The sequence below is a fragment of the Stenotrophomonas sp. STEN023 genome (assembly GCF_056760135.1).
Map to the genome: position 1 here is coordinate 1 of NZ_JBRREF010000096.1, position 16,655 is coordinate 16,655.

General features: G+C 59.8%; 14 protein-coding genes. 4 read left to right on the forward strand and 10 right to left on the reverse strand.

Annotated features, from left to right (window positions below; translation table 11 throughout):
• Positions 1-47: 47 nt before the first annotated feature.
• From ACVOLV_RS19340 to ACVOLV_RS19365, 6 genes are all read right to left on the reverse strand, one after another.
• Positions 48-518, reverse strand: a complete 471-nt coding sequence (locus tag ACVOLV_RS19340; protein WP_049468901.1) for a hypothetical protein — start codon at positions 516-518, stop codon at positions 48-50.
• Between the two features lie 42 nt (positions 519-560).
• Positions 561-1,076, reverse strand: coding sequence for a hypothetical protein (locus tag ACVOLV_RS19345; RefSeq protein ID WP_481529182.1), 516 nt, complete (start codon positions 1,074-1,076; stop codon positions 561-563).
• 222 nt (positions 1,077-1,298) lie between these two features.
• A complete protein-coding gene (locus ACVOLV_RS19350) occupies positions 1,299-2,753 on the reverse strand; it encodes a hypothetical protein (RefSeq protein WP_481555782.1) in 1,455 nt (484 codons plus the stop codon).
• A gap of 1 nt (position 2,754) precedes the next feature.
• Positions 2,755-3,066, reverse strand: a complete 312-nt coding sequence (locus ACVOLV_RS19355) for a hypothetical protein (RefSeq protein WP_481529180.1) — start codon at positions 3,064-3,066, stop codon at positions 2,755-2,757.
• A 33-nt stretch (positions 3,067-3,099) separates the two neighbouring features.
• Positions 3,100-4,311, reverse strand: a complete 1,212-nt coding sequence (locus ACVOLV_RS19360; protein WP_481529179.1) for a ComEC/Rec2 family competence protein — start codon at positions 4,309-4,311, stop codon at positions 3,100-3,102.
• 155 nt (positions 4,312-4,466) lie between these two features.
• Positions 4,467-5,390: a LysR family transcriptional regulator gene (locus tag ACVOLV_RS19365; RefSeq protein WP_481529178.1), complete on the reverse strand. Its 924-nt coding sequence runs from the start codon at positions 5,388-5,390 to the stop codon at positions 4,467-4,469.
• Positions 5,391-5,530: 140 nt separating this feature from the next.
• Here ACVOLV_RS19365 and ACVOLV_RS19370 point away from each other — a divergent pair, with 140 nt between their 5' ends.
• On the forward strand, positions 5,531-5,926 hold the full coding sequence (locus ACVOLV_RS19370) for a RidA family protein (protein ID WP_054662439.1): 396 nt from the start codon (positions 5,531-5,533) through the stop codon (positions 5,924-5,926).
• 215 nt (positions 5,927-6,141) lie between these two features.
• On the opposite strand, the gene ACVOLV_RS19375 is transcribed toward ACVOLV_RS19370, so the two are convergent.
• Positions 6,142-7,017, reverse strand: coding sequence for a LysR family transcriptional regulator (locus ACVOLV_RS19375; RefSeq protein WP_032966102.1), 876 nt, complete (start codon positions 7,015-7,017; stop codon positions 6,142-6,144).
• A 253-nt stretch (positions 7,018-7,270) separates the two neighbouring features.
• Here ACVOLV_RS19375 and ACVOLV_RS19380 point away from each other — a divergent pair, with 253 nt between their 5' ends.
• From ACVOLV_RS19380 to ACVOLV_RS19390, 3 genes are all read left to right on the forward strand, one after another.
• Complete coding sequence (locus ACVOLV_RS19380) at positions 7,271-9,016, forward strand: glutamine--tRNA ligase/YqeY domain fusion protein (RefSeq protein ID WP_481529177.1); 1,746 nt, start codon at positions 7,271-7,273, stop codon at positions 9,014-9,016.
• 599 nt (positions 9,017-9,615) lie between these two features.
• The gene (locus ACVOLV_RS19385; protein WP_481529176.1) at positions 9,616-10,803 is read left to right on the forward strand and encodes a hypothetical protein; all 1,188 of its coding nucleotides are present in this window, start codon (positions 9,616-9,618) and stop codon (positions 10,801-10,803) included.
• Between the two features lie 59 nt (positions 10,804-10,862).
• On the forward strand, positions 10,863-11,687 hold the full coding sequence (locus ACVOLV_RS19390) for a hypothetical protein (RefSeq protein WP_481529175.1): 825 nt from the start codon (positions 10,863-10,865) through the stop codon (positions 11,685-11,687).
• 318 nt (positions 11,688-12,005) lie between these two features.
• Here the strand turns inward: ACVOLV_RS19390 and ACVOLV_RS19395 are convergent, their stop codons facing one another.
• From ACVOLV_RS19395 to ACVOLV_RS19405, 3 genes are all read right to left on the reverse strand, one after another.
• A complete protein-coding gene (locus ACVOLV_RS19395; protein WP_481529174.1) occupies positions 12,006-12,881 on the reverse strand; it encodes an SMODS domain-containing nucleotidyltransferase in 876 nt (291 codons plus the stop codon).
• A gap of 23 nt (positions 12,882-12,904) precedes the next feature.
• On the reverse strand, positions 12,905-13,495 hold the full coding sequence (locus ACVOLV_RS19400) for an SLATT domain-containing protein (protein WP_481529173.1): 591 nt from the start codon (positions 13,493-13,495) through the stop codon (positions 12,905-12,907).
• A gap of 907 nt (positions 13,496-14,402) precedes the next feature.
• A complete protein-coding gene (locus ACVOLV_RS19405; protein ID WP_481529183.1) occupies positions 14,403-16,307 on the reverse strand; it encodes a putative bifunctional diguanylate cyclase/phosphodiesterase in 1,905 nt (634 codons plus the stop codon).
• Positions 16,308-16,655 lie beyond the last annotated feature (348 nt).

A 16,655-nucleotide genomic window follows, 5' to 3' on the forward strand; every position in this document is an offset into this window, starting at 1 on the left:
CATGAGGGCAGCGGCGACGACCCATCCGCATCGGACGCAATCACCTGCTAAGTCACGTCATCAACCCAGATGACCTGATTGACCAAGTCCCCGCTGGCGTCGAGTCCCAAGATTAGATGGGCCGTGTGCAGGTAACCTAGCTCCCGTCGAAAGGCGAGTAACTTCTGCCGGTCGTAGTCCAAGCTGCCGCCAGGCTTTTTCATTTCTATGGCCAGGAGGTTGCGCGCATCCGAATTCCGTTCGTGAACAATGATGTCTGGGAAGACGGTAGTGGCCCGGACCTCTCGGTCAAAGGCGTCCCGTGGCGGCAAGTAGAGTCGTTTGGGGTCACCAAAGTGGCGGTTGTACTCGCAGTCGATACTGAGCGGCGGCGGGACAAGCTTCGGATCGTGCATGTAGTGGGCAATCCGGCAGGAGAGCGCCCGCTCGGTCACATCGAGCTCGAGCAATATGCGGTCAAAGCGGATGACCTGGTCGACCGCCTGAGTTAGAAGCTTCTCCGCCTCTTCGCGCTGCATGTACTCCGCCTCCTCGGTATACCGCCTAGTCTGCGGAAGACATCAATGGTCGTACTGGGCGCGGAGCGTCCGGCCGATGTGCTCCATCATCGGGGTCGCTTGGCGCATGTTGCGTTCGAACAGCGTTACCGCCTCGGCCTCCGAGTCGACCAGGGAGACCTGTGTCAGCTGCCCGCAGAAACCATCCAGAGCCACACGCAACGCATCGTCTGCGACCCGCTCCTTGAGGATCATGGCCCATCGACGCGCCAGTCGGTTCTCCTCGGAGAGCGTCTCGCCAACGGCGTTCTTGCCCCAAACACCCGTGCTTCGGAAGGCGTGGCGATCCTCCAGGTGGCAACGCGCTTCCAAACGAAGCAGGTCACTCAGCGCTTCTTGTAGCGCAAGCAACGTGTTCCGCTGGAAGGCCCGGCCCTGGCCCCGTCGTCTGGCTTGGTCGTCCGCTGCCTGCAGGGACGCTGCATGGCGGGTGGCGATGTACGCGGTCACGACGCTCGCGGCCGCACCCACCACCGTACCGATCAGGGCGCCGATCGCCCCCCACGTTGCCGGTTCCATGATTTCCCCTGTGCCCTGATTCGCTAAGCAAAAAGACGAACAAATAGTGCTAGTACCCGAGGCTACCTCAGTACGTTCTGGAGAATCCACCGCCCCCGAGGTTGGCAGTGCAGCGCCTTTCGCACATGCACCGGGTGGAACGTGGAGCTGGACCGGTGCTTGCGCGTGCTCCGGCTTTCAGGGGCTGCCTGGGCATTGGCTTCTCGTTGCTACGTGCTGGCGCTAGTACTTAAATGCGAACACGACTTTCGTCAGGTCTTCCTCCTCGAAAGTTTCGAAGTTCTCCCCTCTGGTCTGAGACAAGCCGATGGAGAAATTAGAGTCTGGAATTGCGTATGTCAGATCCATCGAGAGCCGGCCGGGGTTCTCCAAATCCCCAGAGAGAATGCGCATGTAGCGATAGCCGATCGAGAACGACAATGGCGCGAGCGGCTTGACCCCGGGAAGAGAGAAACGAAGGGTCAGCTCTCCACCGATGCCGGCGTAGTTGTCATCGACTAGGGACTGAAAGTCAGTGTTGCTACCTGCGTCTTGGACGCGTCCATACTCGGCAAAGAGTCCGGCGCGACAGTCAAAGTCAAGCGGACCGGCAGTGCGGGTTGCGCCGCAGACCGCCTTGGCGCCGCTCGGAAGGTAAGCAAGGTCGACCAATCCCACGCGAGCTCGCAGGATCGTCGAGTCCTTCGCCATATCGTCAGTCTGGTAGGCGACCGCCGTGAAAGTGCCATAGGCACCTTGGCCGTCCTCGTCACCGAAAGACCTTCGATACATCAGCCCAGGACTAAGCGCCCGGATATCCTTACTATCGTCGTCGTCACCTGGTGCTTGTGTCTCGGACGTGCTCGCGAGGTAGTGCAGGAAAAGAAAGGCGGCGTCGTTCGGTCCCAGCTGTGTACCCACACCGACCACGGCTTCAGCGGTGAGAACCGATGATCCTTTGACGTCGTCGTCAGTGAACGACAGATTGGCCCCGGACGCCTTCTTGAATGCTTCAACGTCCCTCTCACTTCCGGCGGGAGCCCGAACCACGGCTAGGTCGTCTATCTTTCCTCGTAGCGCCAGAATTACCCGGTCGTCAGACGGATCGGAAGGGGGTTTGGGGGCCGCAGCGGTGCCGTCTCGAAAGACGCAAAGGATCCGGAGGGGTGCCTCACTACCTCCCAAGACAGGAGCGAACAGCCTGCGTAGCGCGGCGTCTCTAGCATCTGGCGTGTTGATGGATGCCAGCGGAGTAGCTGGGTCCAGTCGGTACTTCGATTCCTTCGGATTCTCGGCGAGCCAAGCCAAGTGCTCCGCCAAGTCGTATCGGATGCTCTGGATCGCTGATTGCTGGGCGGTTGTGAGTCCAAGACCATCCACGTCGCCCGCCTCGACACTGCCCCAGTGCAGCACCCATCTCATTGCCAAAACATCCGCAGGAATTGGAGCGTTTTGGTCTTGGTCACCAGGAAGGCGAGGTAGCGCTGCGAAGTTGAGCTGGTATGCCAGGCCGACTTGGCCGAAGAGCGGCGCAACCTTTAGGCTCCCCTCTTTGTTGCAGAAGTAAGCTTGATTGGCCTCAGAGAAGACGGCTGTCAGTTCAGGGCTGGCAGAACTGGCTTGGGCAAGCACATGGAGCGGAGCGATTAAGATGACAACTGCCAAGGCGCACGTGCGGAGTTGGGCGATCCGAGTCATTTCACACCCCGTACTTGTCTTTCAGTGCAATTCGCTTCGTGAGCTGGTGGCGCAGGCTCCGCAGATCCTTTCGATAGGTCTCATCCACCAATGGGGTGTCCACTGCCAATCCAGAGAACGGCGGGCCTTTGGGAAGGTGGTCATGAACTAATCCTTTGAGATAGCCATCCCAAACTGACCACGACACACCCATTCCACCCTTACGCAACGGCTTGCTTGGCGTGGTCGAAAACGAGAATGGTTTGCCGACGCGTTCCGCATACATGAGTTTGATTGCAATCCCGACGGCTTCCTCGATCTTCGCGACTTTCATTCTGACTCCCCTATGTTTGGCTTTGTTTCGGCGCTACTCGCAACGGTTGGGCTCCACATACGAAGTTGTGATGCCGCCATCGCTACCGAAGAGGATGTCAATGTCATCGTCCTTCGACTTATCCCCACACGCCGGCACGGACGTCTCGGCCCATTCCCCCTCCTCGGCGTCGCTCGCGCTGTTGCTGCCCCGATCAGTCCGAAGGAGATGTGCTACCGGGATTCCCGCTGCAAGAAAGCGAGCGACGGTTTCCCGATGGGGGTGTCCGTGCCCGCCGCCCGCAGAGAAGATGACAAACTCTGGCGCGACCGCGGTGATGAAGCACTTCGCGCTTCCGTTGTTGCCTCCGTGATGGGAAGCAATCAGCACGTCGGCGCTCAGCAGATCCGCTTCCACGTTCTCGACGGCCCATCCCTCCGAGCCTGTGCACGTTTCGTCGTCTGACCCACGCAACGGCCGGCCAATTGCGTCGCCTGTCACCAGGATCGATCTGCCACCATGCGAGATTCGAACCATGATGGAGACAGCATTGGAGATCTCTGAAGGGCTCATTTGCCCCACGTCCGGGAACTCGTGCCATCCCGCCAGGAAGGTGATCTCCACTTCGCCAAGCTCAAACACCTGGCCAGATGCGAGCGGCGTTGCTTTCAGGTTGAGGACGGATGACTGATCCGCTGCGACCTCGCCGATTGCCTCCCGTGCATTGAAGAAGGTGGTGCATCCGGAGGCGCCGACGTGCGTGCAGTGCGGCGGCGTGTAGCCAGTCCACAGTAGTGTGCCTACCTCCCTCGATTCCAAGATGAGCGGCAGGTTGCCAAGGTGGTCTCCATCGCTGTGGGTAAGCACCACCATGGACAGACCCATGTCCGGCAGGAGCTTGTCCACCCCGTCGGCACAGGCGTTTCCGATCCAGTGACCCGCGTCGACGAGAAATGTGTATCCCTCCGCCGTAAGGCCGACGACGCAAAGACCCTGACCGACATCGACAACCCGCACGTGGAGATCGGGAGGTTCTACCGCCTGCAAGCGACCAAGGTACCGGTTGTTGCGCTCCTCAACCTCCAAGCGTCGCACGACGGCAGGGGGCGCCCGTTGGACATCACCTTCCCCTTCGAGTCCCCTTATGACGACTACGGTCTGTGTTGGCGCAATCGACCCGGCTTTATCTGGACGCACAGGTTGGGTGGCCGAGCACGCGGAGAGAAACAGGCCCGCCGACATGGCGCAGCAGAGCAACAATCTCATGGCGACTCTCCCCAAGTAGCTCGCTAGTACCGCCAACTACTGCCAACGGCGACCGGCCTCACGGGCGGACACGCCGGAGGGGCAAACTGAGGTCGGTCGTGGACACCCTGATTGGAAAGGCATAGCCAACCTGCCTGAAGAGGCATAGCGCCAGGCTATGGCATTCGCATCGTCCCCGGGGCGCGACGCGCCATCAACTCGACGATCCAATCGATGAACACGCGCAGCTTTAGGCTTACGTGCCGGTTCGGAGGAAAGGCCAAGTAAAGGGGCATCGGATCGAGCTGCCAGTCTTCAAAAAGAGGCACCAACTCTCCCCGAGCCAGTGGGGCGTGAGCCATGTACGTCGGCAACCACAACACCCCTAGCCCCGCGACGCCGGCGGCGAGGTAGGCGTTGCCATCATCTACCGTCAGCACCAGGCGACCGCGTACCTGCAGGCGCTCATCGCCCCGGTGCAGCGTGTGGGCCAGCGGCGTGCCGGCCCGCGAGCCGCGATAGCCGATAACGACATGCTGGCCGTCGTCCAGGGCCTGCGGGGACGCCGGCGTGCCGGCCCGGGCCAGGTAGGCGGGCGCTGCGTAGACACCCAACGGTAGGTCCGCGACATGGCGGGCGCGCAGCGACAGCTCGGTGAGTTCGCCACCACGCAGGACGCAGTCCACGTTCTCGTCGATCAGGTCCACCTTGCGGTCGCTGGCGCCAAGGTCGAGCTGGATGTCGGGGTAGCGCGCGTGGAAGTCAGGCAGGGCCGGCACCAGCACCAGGCTGGCAAATGGCGCCGGCACATCCACGCGCAGTCGTCCACGCGGCGCGGCGGATTCCGCAGAGAGGCTGGTTTCGGCATCGTCGAAGTCTGCGAGTAGGCGTACGACTCGCTCGTAGTACGCGGCTCCATCGGCGGTTACGCTGACCTTTCGCGTGGTGCGGTGGAGCAGTTTCACGCGCAGGCGCGTCTCCAATTGCTGAATCAATTGGGTCACGCGGGTCTTGTTCGTCTGCAGCGTTTCGGCCGCCTTGGTGAAGCTGCCGGTCTCCACCACGCGGGCGAAGGCCTGCATCGCGTCTATTCGGTCCATGCGCGGCTCCGGGTAATGGCGGGATTGTTCGGATTCTACAAACAGTGATGCCGGCTTTGACTCGTTTATCCGGTCGCTGCGAGCGCCTAGAGTGACCGCTACGTACCCGCAATCCCTCTCCCACCACAGGACAATTCCCGATGACCACACGTGAAGCCGTGTTTCCGGCCGGCCGGAATGAGCTTTTCATCCAGCATTCTTACTCCGCCGCCATCCGATCGGGCGATTTCCTCTTCGTTTCGGGCCATGTGGGTAGCCACAGCGATGGTTCGCCCGAACCCGACTTCGAGGCGCAGGTGCGATTGGCATTCGCCAACCTTCAGGCGACCCTGAAAGCCGGCGGTTGCACCCTGGATGACATCGTTGATGTGACCACCTTCCACACCAACCCCGAAAAGCAGTTCGACACCGTCCTTGCTGTGAAGAACGAAGTCTTCTCGGCCGCGCCCTATCCAACTTGGACCGCCCTCGGCGTCAATTGGCTCGCGGGTTTCGATTTCGAGATCAAGGTCATCGCCCGCATTGGAGCGGCCTGAGCCGCGCGGTCGGTGTCGACCCGAAGCAGGTAGCTTGGCGGTCAAGGCAACGATCCACAAGGAGCTGGTGCTCGCCGCGATCTCGATGGCGGCGGGCACCTCAATCCCCGCAAAATGTTGATACACGCGGATTTGAGTCCTATCCCACGGCTAGCGGGTAGTTCTTATGCACTGCGAGCATCGACGCCATGACGCCTATGCACATGGATCATCAATCAGTGCCATTCGTAGTTCGATGCGAACTGGGCAAACTGCTTTAGCTCGACGGGTGTAGCGGATCCTGAGGCCATCGCCATGACGAGATCATGCTCCAACGTGAGGCCTTCGATCAGTCGAGTGACCATGCCAGGAACTGCAACGGACCGCTCCGGGAGAATGCAGACGGCCCTGCTCTGAGCTACGACGCGCTGGACCCAATCTTCCCGGTCTGTCCGGAAGCGGGGTCGCATGACGACTTCTCGTCTGGTGAAGTGATCCTGGATCTGCCCGCGGTACTCGCAGTTAAGCCGATCAATGAACGGATAATCCACCAAGTCTTCAGCGCGGATGGTGTCAAACGCAGCCAATGGGTGATCCGCTGCGCAGCCCAGCACCAGGCGCTCCCGAAACAGGGGTACAACGGACAACCTAATGTCAGGCCTCGAACTCTGCGGGAATATGCACGCGTGATACCTTCCCGACATCAAACCCGAGACGTCTTCGCTGGATTTGAGCGAATGCAATTTGAACTCGATGGACGGAATCTGTTCCAGCGCACTGAGAAGGAATGGGACGAAAGTAGTCGCCCCCACGGTCGGCGCAACCGCGATATCAAGAACTTGATGTTTTCCCTGCGCCCAATTGTCGGAGTGCTGCCGCACGCTCTCCAGCGCAACTAGCATTCGCCGGAACTCTAGTTCGACGTGCTGTCCCAATCCCGTAAGTCGGCTGTTTTTCCCCTTTCTATAGATCAGGGGCCCCCCGAGTTCCTGCTCCAGGCGGAGAATTGCCCGGGTGAGACTGGGTTGGGAAACACCGCTCAACTTCGCAGCGCTCGTGAAGTTGAGCGTTTCTGCCAAGTGGATGAAGTAGCTGATCTGATGGAGTTCCATAGCCTTTTAGCCTTGGTGGCGAGGCGTACTAACGCGGAGGTGACGGCGCATCAGCATTCCGCCTATATATGCGCCACGCACATAATACCTGAAATGGCGAAACTATGTGCGCGGCGCATATTGCTGCGTCCCAGGCCGACGGATACCCTGCTCTGAGGCGCCTGCCCGTTCAGTTTTGGGCTCCGGGGTGGGGCCGCGAAAAAGGCGGCAGACCACCCGCCAACCCCTATCGCCCAACCACCTGGCCGACCGCATGACCTCGACTCTCGCTCCCCCTGACGCCAACCCGCTGAAAAAGAACGACTTCATTCGCCAGATCATCCGCGAGGACCTGGCCGCGGGCCGCCACGCCACCGTGCGTACCCGCTTCCCGCCCGAGCCCAACGGCTATCTGCACCTTGGCCACGCCAAGGCCATCTACCTGAACTTCGGCATCGGCCAGGAGTTTGGCGGCCCGGTGAACCTGCGCTTCGACGACACCAACCCGGCCAAGGAGGATCCCGAGTACGTCGAGGCCATCAAGGAAGACGTGCGCTGGCTGGGCTTCGAATGGGCCGAGCTGCGCCACGCCTCTGATTATTTCGAGGTGTTCTACCGCAGCGCGCTCAAGCTGATCCGCGACGGCAAGGCCTTCGTCTGCGACCTCAACGCCGAACAGGTGCGCGAATACCGCGGCACGTTGACCGAGCCGGGCCGCAACTCGCCTTTCCGCGACCGCAGCGTCGAAGAGAACGTCGACCTGTTCACCCGTATGCGCGACGGTGAGTTCCCCGATGGCGCCCGCACCCTACGCGCCAAGATCGACATGGCCAGCGGCAACATCAACCTGCGCGACCCAGCCATTTACCGGATCAAGCACGTCGAGCACCAGAACACCGGAAATGCCTGGCCGATCTACCCGATGTACGACTACGCGCACTCCCTGAGCGATGCCCTGGAAGGCATCACCCATTCACTGTGCACGCTGGAGTTCGAGGACCACCGGCCGCTGTATGACTGGTTCGTGGATAACGTGGACCTTGTGCGACACCCGGAGCTCTACCAATCCGTGATCGAGGCCGGCTTGGTCGCGCCGGTAGCGAAACCGCGGCAGATCGAATCCTCCCGCTTGAACATCAGCTACACCGTCATGAGCAAGCGCAAGCTGCTCACCCTAGTAGAGGAAGGCCTGGTGTCGGGTTGGGACGACCCGCGCATGCCCACCCTGCAGGGCCTGCGCCGCCGCGGCTGCCCGCCGGCGGCGCTGCGCCTGCTGGCCGAGCGCGTCGGCATCAGCAAACAGAACTCCCTGATTGACTATTCGGTGCTGGAGGGCTGCATTCGCGAGGTCATGGACTCCACCTGTGTCAGAAGATTCGCGGTCGTTGATCCTCTCAAACTGATCATCACCAACCTCGAGGGTGGTTACGAGAGCCAAGTTTCGTTCCAAAATCATCCAAAGGATGCCGCGTTTGGTGAGAGGAACGTCTTCTTCTCACCAGAGATATGGATTGAAAGGGAAGACTTCGCGGAAGTGCCAGCACCTGGCTTTCATCGGCTGGCACAAGATAGGGAAGTTCGTTTGCGCGGGGTCGGACTAATCAAGTGCCACGAAATTGTGACGGAGGATGGCCTAGTCAAAGAGCTGCGCTGCACGCTAGACCCTGACTCGCGTCCCGGAATGTCCGGCGCCAACCGCAAAGTGAAAGGAACGATACATTGGGTGAGTGCAAAACACGGGGTGCCGGCAGAGTTCCGACTCTACGATCGACTTTTCTCAGTTCGGGATCCGGACAATGATAAAGACGGCAAGACGTACCGCGAGTTCCTGAATCCGCTGTCTGTAAGGGTTGCCTCTGGCTATGTTGAAAGGTCGGCGGCCCCTGTTGGTCCAGAGACACGGCTACAGTTCGAACGACTGGGCTTCTTTGTTGCCGATCGCCGCGATCACACCTCCGGCAAGCCGGCGTTTAATCGCACTGTCACGCTCCGCGACACTTGGACAGACAGGCATGGTTGAAAAGGTCCGTCTGTCAATGAGGGCGGACATAAGCGGATAGAGGCCGCTGACCCCCGCTGGGGTCCGAGAGGCCTCTGCGGCTCGACCGTAAATTCGGCCGGACGAGAGAAGGCAGACTCCGCTACGTAAGTCCCCACGCGCTAACTGCCAGGCGCCGTCGCGCCCGAGAAAGTCGCTCGCCGAGGGGATCGCGCGGCCTCCTAGCCCGCCGGGGAAACGGTCGATTTGGACAGGTAATGGCGCCGAGCTCACACACATTGCAGGCGCTGCTCGACTTCAATCTTTGCGCCGGCAATAGCGGGCCAGGGATTCTAGTATTGAGTGAGCCTTCCCGCGGGGGTGCTGGCGACCAGCATGTCGGATCGGGGCCGCAGACACCCGCTTCCGGAAGATAGCGGACTCGGCTTCCGCAGCCTTCGCTAACGGGACTTGTTGGGCGAGGTGGCAGTCCTGAGGTCGTCGTATGGCCGCCTAGGACGATCTCTAACCTGCTCCCACGTCCGACATTCTGGTCGTCTGCCGTGTGTATGGATATAGCCGAAGCACTCTCTGGCAAATAGTCGCAGCACTGCACATCACCCAAATCAGGACTACTGTGAATGGAAGATCTAAAAGGATCGGAACTCGAGAAGGCCATCGGTCGGCTGGACGCCACGGCCGTGGCCGGGTTCGTGCAGTCAAGCGGAAGCCGTACGGCCAAAGAGGTGGTAGATACGCTGTGGAAGAGTGAGTCGTTGCTCGACAAGCATGGCACCAAGAAAGACTGGCCCGCGCGACGAAAGTCGTTCATAGCGAATGTAGCTATGGCGCTCACCAGTCTCGATGCCGATGCGGCCGCGACGCTGCAGGCGCTCCCGGATCTGTTGAATACCGTCGACATCAACTTCGCAAAAATACTCCATCAGACGGGAAAGTCGGCGGGAGCGGCCCTGCCGCCGATCACACAGGTGGCTGCCGCCACGGCCTTTGCGTGCCAAATGCTGGAGATGCTTGAGAAAGGCGCACAACAGGACATGGACAAGGGTCCCGAGTTGCGGGTGAAAAGCAACTTTTCGATTGGAGGCCGCATTGTCAATCCGGACACGGAGCTATTCGGTGTTCTCAAGGCCATGGGCGCAACGGTGCTGCTCCTCGCGTACCAGAATAGCTGGTTGAACAAGGCTGGCGAGGTCGTGCTGCCGAGCGCGCTCCACCGTCCGTCAATCGACGAGATAGAGGCTGTGCAATCGGTGCTGAGCTTTGCCGCAGCATGGGGCGGCTGGGAGCGGGCACAGGTCCGTGCCCGCTTTGACCATCGCCCGTTCGAATATGTACCACCGCCGCTGCCGAAAAATACTCCGGCCGGGATCACGTCCATCCTGGATGTTGAGCCCAACCACGACGTGGAGTTGGTTGACTACATTGCTAACGATAGATTGCTCGCGCGCACCCATCAGCAGTACTTCGAGATGCTGGCGAGCGGGTACCGAGGTGCTGACCCCAGTTTAGACGAGCACACGCCGCTGGCGCCGGCGGCCTTTGTCTCATTCGAGGAAAAGCACGGGCTCTATACGCTATTTGAGTACTACTCGTACGACGTGCAGAATGATACGAAGCAATATGCCGGCCTAACGCTCATGGAGTGGCTGCGCGGCTACGCGATCCTGCGGCGACTCGCCGCAGAAATCGTGACTGCAGCCACCGACCACCCGTGCCCGCAGTTGGCAGAGGCTGAGATCGTTCAGTACTTGACCCGTGGTGGGCTGAGCGGACCGCCGCTCACCGCTTCCTCAGCCACTGCTGCCTGACGAGCCGACGCAGCGACATCTACGACCATCCGTTCATTCGCGTGGGCGAGGACCGTTACTTGTTCGTCGCGCCGAGCCAACGGAATGGGATTCTTGGCCCAATCATTGTTTCGGCACTCAACGGGGTTGGCGCAACGGTTCAACGCAAAGGAACCGAGTTCGAGAAGCGTCTTAGAAAAGAAATCCAGGGGCCCGGCCGCAAGGTCGCCCACTTCACGAAGAAGCGCGACAAGGAAGAATACGACTACGACGCGCTAATGGTCTGGGGGAACTTCTGTTTCTTGTTCGAGTGCAAGAATCACACCCTCTCAGGCGGGGTTATTCAGCTGGCCTATCATGCGCGGCAGGAAAGTGTCAGCCACGCAAGGCAAGTCCGCCGGTTGGTTGATGGGCTTCTGAAACATCCGGACATGCTCGATGATCAACTGCCGGAGGCCCGCGGGAAACTGCTTGTGCCTTGTGTCATCAACAACCTTCAGTACTCGGTACCGGACGGCGTCGACGGGGTTCTATTTGCCGATTCGTCGATGATCAAGCGGTTTCTCCACCTCCCGGTCATTGGCCAGGTCGGAATGCGCGCGGGACAAGAGCCGATTAGAACTCCTGGCGGTGAGATCATTCGACTATGGGCCGGCGATGCACCGACCCCTTTGGAGTTTCTGCGACATCTTCGATGTCCAGTGCAGTTCATTCTTACCCGGAACCACACCAAGTGTCAGCGTATCCTCAGCGGCATTTCTGAGTACGAAGCCGTGGCCGGGGGAGAGTACGCGACCTCCGATGTCGAGATTGCATCGGGCCGCGCGGCGGCTATGGCGTACGACTCACTTGTTCCTCTCTGGAGCGAAGCGGACTGGGCGGGCCGACTCACGCGGATTCCTTAGGAGCGGTACGCGCGTGCCTCGCTTCTGTGGCGCGACTCCCTCGTGAAATGGCACTTCAGGTGCCGCTGCGGGCGCTGGTCGACTTTGAACTTTACGCCGGGATGCGCTGACCAGCGATTCTGGTGTTGACTGAGCCGGCACACTGGAGCAGCGGCGACTGGACCGCCAAGGGCGCCGACTTCCGCTTCCGGCCAGAAGCAGACATCCCGCTACGCTTTAGCATCACTTTAATCGACCCGCGTACATCCATTGCGCGGCACCCGTCGGGCACGCCTGCGGGTCGACGACCCGGTCGAAGGAAAGGCTGGATGCCTTGGGTCAGCTCGGGAAGCGCGTTCCGAAGATCTCCCGCCACTTCTGCTTGGATGACCACTCGCGCTTAGGATCGGCCATCTCATGCTGGATTGCTTCCAGACTCAGGTTGTAGCAGCGTTTGGCCTTGTACTGGAAGCCACCTCCGTACACGTATGAGCTACTGCCCGGTGCCCGCCAGAAGGTCTGGTCGGCGCTTTGGTCAGCCATGAATTTGAAAAAGTCGCGGCACATGAAGTCGTAGTACAGGTACGACTTCTTCTTGTTCTCCCAGTTCTCGATGAACTGGTACGCGAGCGTATCGATGAGAAGCCCACCCATCGGAACCGACCATTCGCTCTTCCACTGGCGCATCATCCGGCACAACGGCACTAAATTGTAGTTGCACGCGATGTTTCGGGTGCGGATGGCGGCAATCTCGGCCCGCGGGTTGGTGGTCCGCCACGAGCCGCCGGCATTGGCGTCGGGGTACGTATACAACCCGTCGGAATGCGGAAAGGCTGGAACCACCTCGAATGTCATATCCCAAAATGCGACCTGAATGACCTGACCGTCACCGCGGATGCCGGTGTTGGGATAGGTCTTTTGAATCGAAGACTTGACCGCCTGCAGCAGCGCCGACTGACCGTTGAGGAGGTAGGCGTTGTACTGGGTGTACAGCGCCCAAGGCAGCTCGAAGATCATGTCGACGTCGCTGATGCCCCGTATCGCGGTATTTCGACCGTAGGAGCCCACGTACAGGCTATGCGCCGTCGCCGAGGTCGTGCCCCAAAAATCGGTGTTCAGACGGGTGGTCAGTGCTGCATAGCGGGTGGAAATGCTGGTCGCGGTGTCGACCTGCAGATCGTCACAAAAGGTTTGAAACCAGTTGGCCAGTCCCATGATGCGGCTTCGCTAGCTCAGACTCACGAGCGCAGTCCCCACGCCACGGCGCCGGCGACCAGAGCGACCAGGAGGACGATGCCCGTGACGGTGGCCGACAGCGGGATCTTGTCGCGCCAGAAAGTGAAGGGCCGCTTTTCTTGCAGCCAGCTGCGCTCGGCCTGCCAGAAGAACTTGTAATGCGCGTACCAGTCGCTCAGGAATATCTGCTTGCTGATGCCGATGCGTTGGGACTCATCTAGCAATTCCCGATACCGGGTCTGCAGGTCATCTAGGTTGTCGGCCTCCCCGCGACTTTGAATTTCGTAGTACACCGAACGGAGAATGGTGAACAAGGTCGTGAGTCGACTCCCAACCCGAGCATATTCCAGTCGGCCGTCCTGGTAGGAATTGAAGTAGAAAACCGCGTACGACACGATGAGGAGAAAGGCTGCCAAGACCCTGTTGTCCAAGGCGGGAAAGCCAAGCGCCAGGATGCCGAAGGCGAAGCTAATCACGCTAATCCAGCCAGGCGCCTTTTCGACGATGTCGTAGGTGGCCAGATGCTTCTTGGCGGCATAGCCGATGTTGTAGCCGCTTTCGGCAACGTCCTTGAGCAACAATTCGCGGTTCATCCCAGGTCATCCCTTCGATGACGCCCCAAGGGGTCGGAGCGACCCCTTGCCAGTTTAGCCTGAGTAGCGGCCGCCCGCCGGGGGAGTCAATGCGAGGCCGCAATCAGGCGCCAGCGAATGGGTGCAGGCGGTTTGAACTGGTGGTGGTTTTGCGGCGACAACCGATTTCCATGCGTGGACACACTGTTGTCGGCGCAGTGCTCGCAGGGGTAGACGCCGGAATGGAGTGTATTGGTCCCGGAGGTATGCAGGGCATAGCGACGCCACCCAGTTCTGAGCAGCGCTTTCATCTGGAGAAGAGCCCTCCTCCGTCCGCCCGGTCGGACGTTCGCTTCGGGTCGGAGGCGGATGTGGCCTGAAACAAGACCTGGCCCCGGTCAGCACCAGCAACTGATCCGACTGTGGTCAACGTCAAACGGATTCGTTGCTCAACCGGGCCGAAATACACAGCCGCTGAAGGGCGGCACGAAGTTACAACCGTCGCGTGTGCCCGATGACCACTTCGGGTTGGGAGGCGACTATGCGCTCGGACCTCCAACGGAGCGATGGCTGCCTAGATCTCGCCGGAAAATCTCTCATGGACAATATCCTACGACCAATTACGGAATTGGCGGCGGATTCTCTTAAATTACGAGACTGACATTTACGTGCCGTAACTTGGGTTCTGTCCGCACCATCCGCGGCCTAAGACAGCCGCGGCGCCTTGAATCGGTGCCCGAGGCGGTACCCAGGCCGCTTATGGCCGGAAGCGACCGTAGCCGGATACACAGGCTAGGGCGTGGTCAGCATCAGCGGCCTAGGCCGCGTCGACCAGCACCAACAATCAAGTTAGACGCTGCATACACGCAGCGAGCCGACCGTCCATGGCGGGCAGCGAATAGCCAGGGGCTCGTCAACGCCCTAGCATCTAGCCGGGTGGCGCTCCGGGGGCAGGGGAAAATAGTGTTTCGCAGCTGTGCAGCAATGTCGGTACGAACTCCTCCAGCGGCACTGCCCGAGAGAAAAGATAGCCTTGGCCAAACTCCACGCCAATAGCCCGCAGTGCGGCAAGCTGCTCAACCGTATCAATGCCCTCTGCGATGACCTCTCTCCCAAAAGACCTTGTCAGAGCGGCTATGCCCTCGACGATTGCTCTATCACGGTGGTCATCGATCATGCCTGCCACGAAGCCGCGATCGATTTTGACGTTGTCGATCGGCAACTGTCGAAGCCAGGACAGTGAGGAGTAGGCGGTGCCAAAGTCATCCAGGCTCACCTTGATCCCAGAGTCACGAATACTGGACAGCACGTCTGCCGCCCGCCCCAGATCGAGCATCAAGGCGGACTCGGTAATCTCAAGCGTCAGGGAATCTGGTGTGACATTCGCGCGAGTTAACTCGTCAGCCAAGAGTTCAACGGTACCTGGGACCACGATTTCTGGAGCCGACATGTTGATTGCTATTTGCAAGTCGGTGAGCCCCGACTGCTGGCGAAGCTTCGAGATGCTTTGGCATGCCTCCCGAACGACAAACCGGCTTAGGTCAAGGATAAGGCCAGAAGAAAGCGCGACCGGAAGAAATGCATCAGGAAAAATCACCCCTCGCTCCGGATGCTGCCAACGAAGAAGGGCTTCCACCGCCACGCAAGTTCCGCACTCGAGCTTAAATACAGGCTGAAAGAAAAGCCTAAACTCCGCGGCTTCCAATCCATCTCGCATTTCCTGTTCGAGCTCAAGCTGTGCGGCCAGGCGTGATCGCATCGCGGAATCAAACTGAACCAGGCAATTTCCGCCGGACATGTGCGCAGCGCTGGATGCCAGCTGCGCCTCGCTGATCAACGCGTTGACGTCATCTGGCGCCAGTAGTTCTCGTTGGCTGTAGCCCGAACTCCATGTCAGAGGAACGCGCTGCCTGCCAACCTGTACTGTAAGTTTCAGTGCAGCCGACAAGGTGTGGAGCGCATGAGTAAGCGTGACAGCATCGCTATTCTTAGTGAGAAGCGCGAATTCATTTGGGGCCGTCCTGGTTACGCGCCAATCACCGGGTGCCACGCGCAGCAAATGTTGTGCAATCTGCTGCGCCACGGTGGCCATGGTCCTATTGTCTAAAGCGCCTAACAGGTAACTGCATTGATCGACAGACGTAACAATTAAGGTGACGCCGGAAGTGTTCTCTGACGCGGCGGCATGCAACGCGCCATCAAGGTAAGCCCGGTTGGGAAGCTGCGTCTGCTCATCATGAGTACAGCGCCAAAGTAGTTCCCGCTGGGTCTTGCTTGCTTGATGCCGTTCATGAGCCAGCGCAATCTGATTGGCGACGCCAGAGGCGAAGTGTTGCTCCTCCGCCGTCCACAGTCGCGTCGTGCCCCTGTGCTCATGGCACAACACGCCCAGGTAACGACCAAACGCACGAACGGGGACGTCGAGCAGCGAGAGAATTCCAAGAGGCTCGAGGTAGTCCTGTGACAGTTCGCTTGTACGTGCGTCCGTGCGCGTATCCGTCACCGTAATCAGAAGTTCGCTAGAGATGGCAGAAAAATAGTGGGGATAGTCCTTCGCAAGAAAGACATCAGGTACAACTGGTCCACCCACCTCTCGGTCCCACTGGTGGGCGCACTGGATGCCGCGAGGAGCATCGGTGAACAGCCACAGACCAACACGGTCGACGTCCAGGGTGGTCGCCAGCACGGCCAACATGCGCATCAGGCTGTCGTCCAGATCTTCAAAGGGCGCATTCAACAACAACAAGAACGCCTCTCGATACCGCTCGCAGCGTAGGACAACGTTGTCGCGATCACTCTCGCCTTGCTCGGGCGAGACGGGACTGCCAGTCATATGCACTGGACTCTCCTAGAGCGGGTCACGCCCGACATTACCTCAGATCATCGCGCCTGAAACATACGCCCAATTGTGTCCAGGGAGCCCTCAAGCAAGGGCGCATAAGGAGCGTCTTATGAGCTAGCAATCGTGTTTGGAAGCGGAAAGCAGCCGACTATGTTTTAAAGGCATCGTTCCAATGCGTTTGCACTATTTGACTTAGAGATGGCGCTTCTCAATAGTCAGCGTGCGCTCGTTTCTGTCGCGCCCACTAGGGGAGTACTTCCATGAGCATCAACCACTCAAGATTCCAAAACGGTCTTGGATGCATCGCGCTGTCGATGTCATTCCTCGTACTTGCGGGAT

Bases quoted from the DNA above. Each gene is read 5' to 3' on its own strand.
- ACVOLV_RS19355 (WP_481529180.1), bottom strand. From the start codon at position 3,066: ATGAAAGTCGCGAAGATCGAGGAAGCCGTCGGGATTGCAATCAAACTC.
- ACVOLV_RS19405 (WP_481529183.1), bottom strand. From the start codon at position 16,307: ATGACTGGCAGTCCCGTCTCGCCCGAGCAAGGCGAGAGTGATCGCGAC.
- ACVOLV_RS19365 (WP_481529178.1), bottom strand. From the start codon at position 5,390: ATGGACCGAATAGACGCGATGCAGGCCTTCGCCCGCGTGGTGGAGACC.
- ACVOLV_RS19340 (WP_049468901.1), bottom strand. From the start codon at position 518: ATGCAGCGCGAAGAGGCGGAGAAGCTTCTAACTCAGGCGGTCGACCAG.
- ACVOLV_RS19345 (WP_481529182.1), bottom strand. From the start codon at position 1,076: ATGGAACCGGCAACGTGGGGGGCGATCGGCGCCCTGATCGGTACGGTG.
- ACVOLV_RS19375 (WP_032966102.1), bottom strand. From the start codon at position 7,017: ATGGAACTCCATCAGATCAGCTACTTCATCCACTTGGCAGAAACGCTC.
- ACVOLV_RS19385 (WP_481529176.1), top strand. From the start codon at position 9,616: ATGGAAGATCTAAAAGGATCGGAACTCGAGAAGGCCATCGGTCGGCTG.
- ACVOLV_RS19395 (WP_481529174.1), bottom strand. From the start codon at position 12,881: ATGGGACTGGCCAACTGGTTTCAAACCTTTTGTGACGATCTGCAGGTC.
- ACVOLV_RS19360 (WP_481529179.1), bottom strand. From the start codon at position 4,311: ATGAGATTGTTGCTCTGCTGCGCCATGTCGGCGGGCCTGTTTCTCTCC.
- ACVOLV_RS19370 (WP_054662439.1), top strand. From the start codon at position 5,531: ATGACCACACGTGAAGCCGTGTTTCCGGCCGGCCGGAATGAGCTTTTC.
- ACVOLV_RS19400 (WP_481529173.1), bottom strand. From the start codon at position 13,495: ATGAACCGCGAATTGTTGCTCAAGGACGTTGCCGAAAGCGGCTACAAC.
- ACVOLV_RS19350 (WP_481555782.1), bottom strand. From the start codon at position 2,753: ATGACTCGGATCGCCCAACTCCGCACGTGCGCCTTGGCAGTTGTCATC.
- ACVOLV_RS19380 (WP_481529177.1), top strand. From the start codon at position 7,271: ATGACCTCGACTCTCGCTCCCCCTGACGCCAACCCGCTGAAAAAGAAC.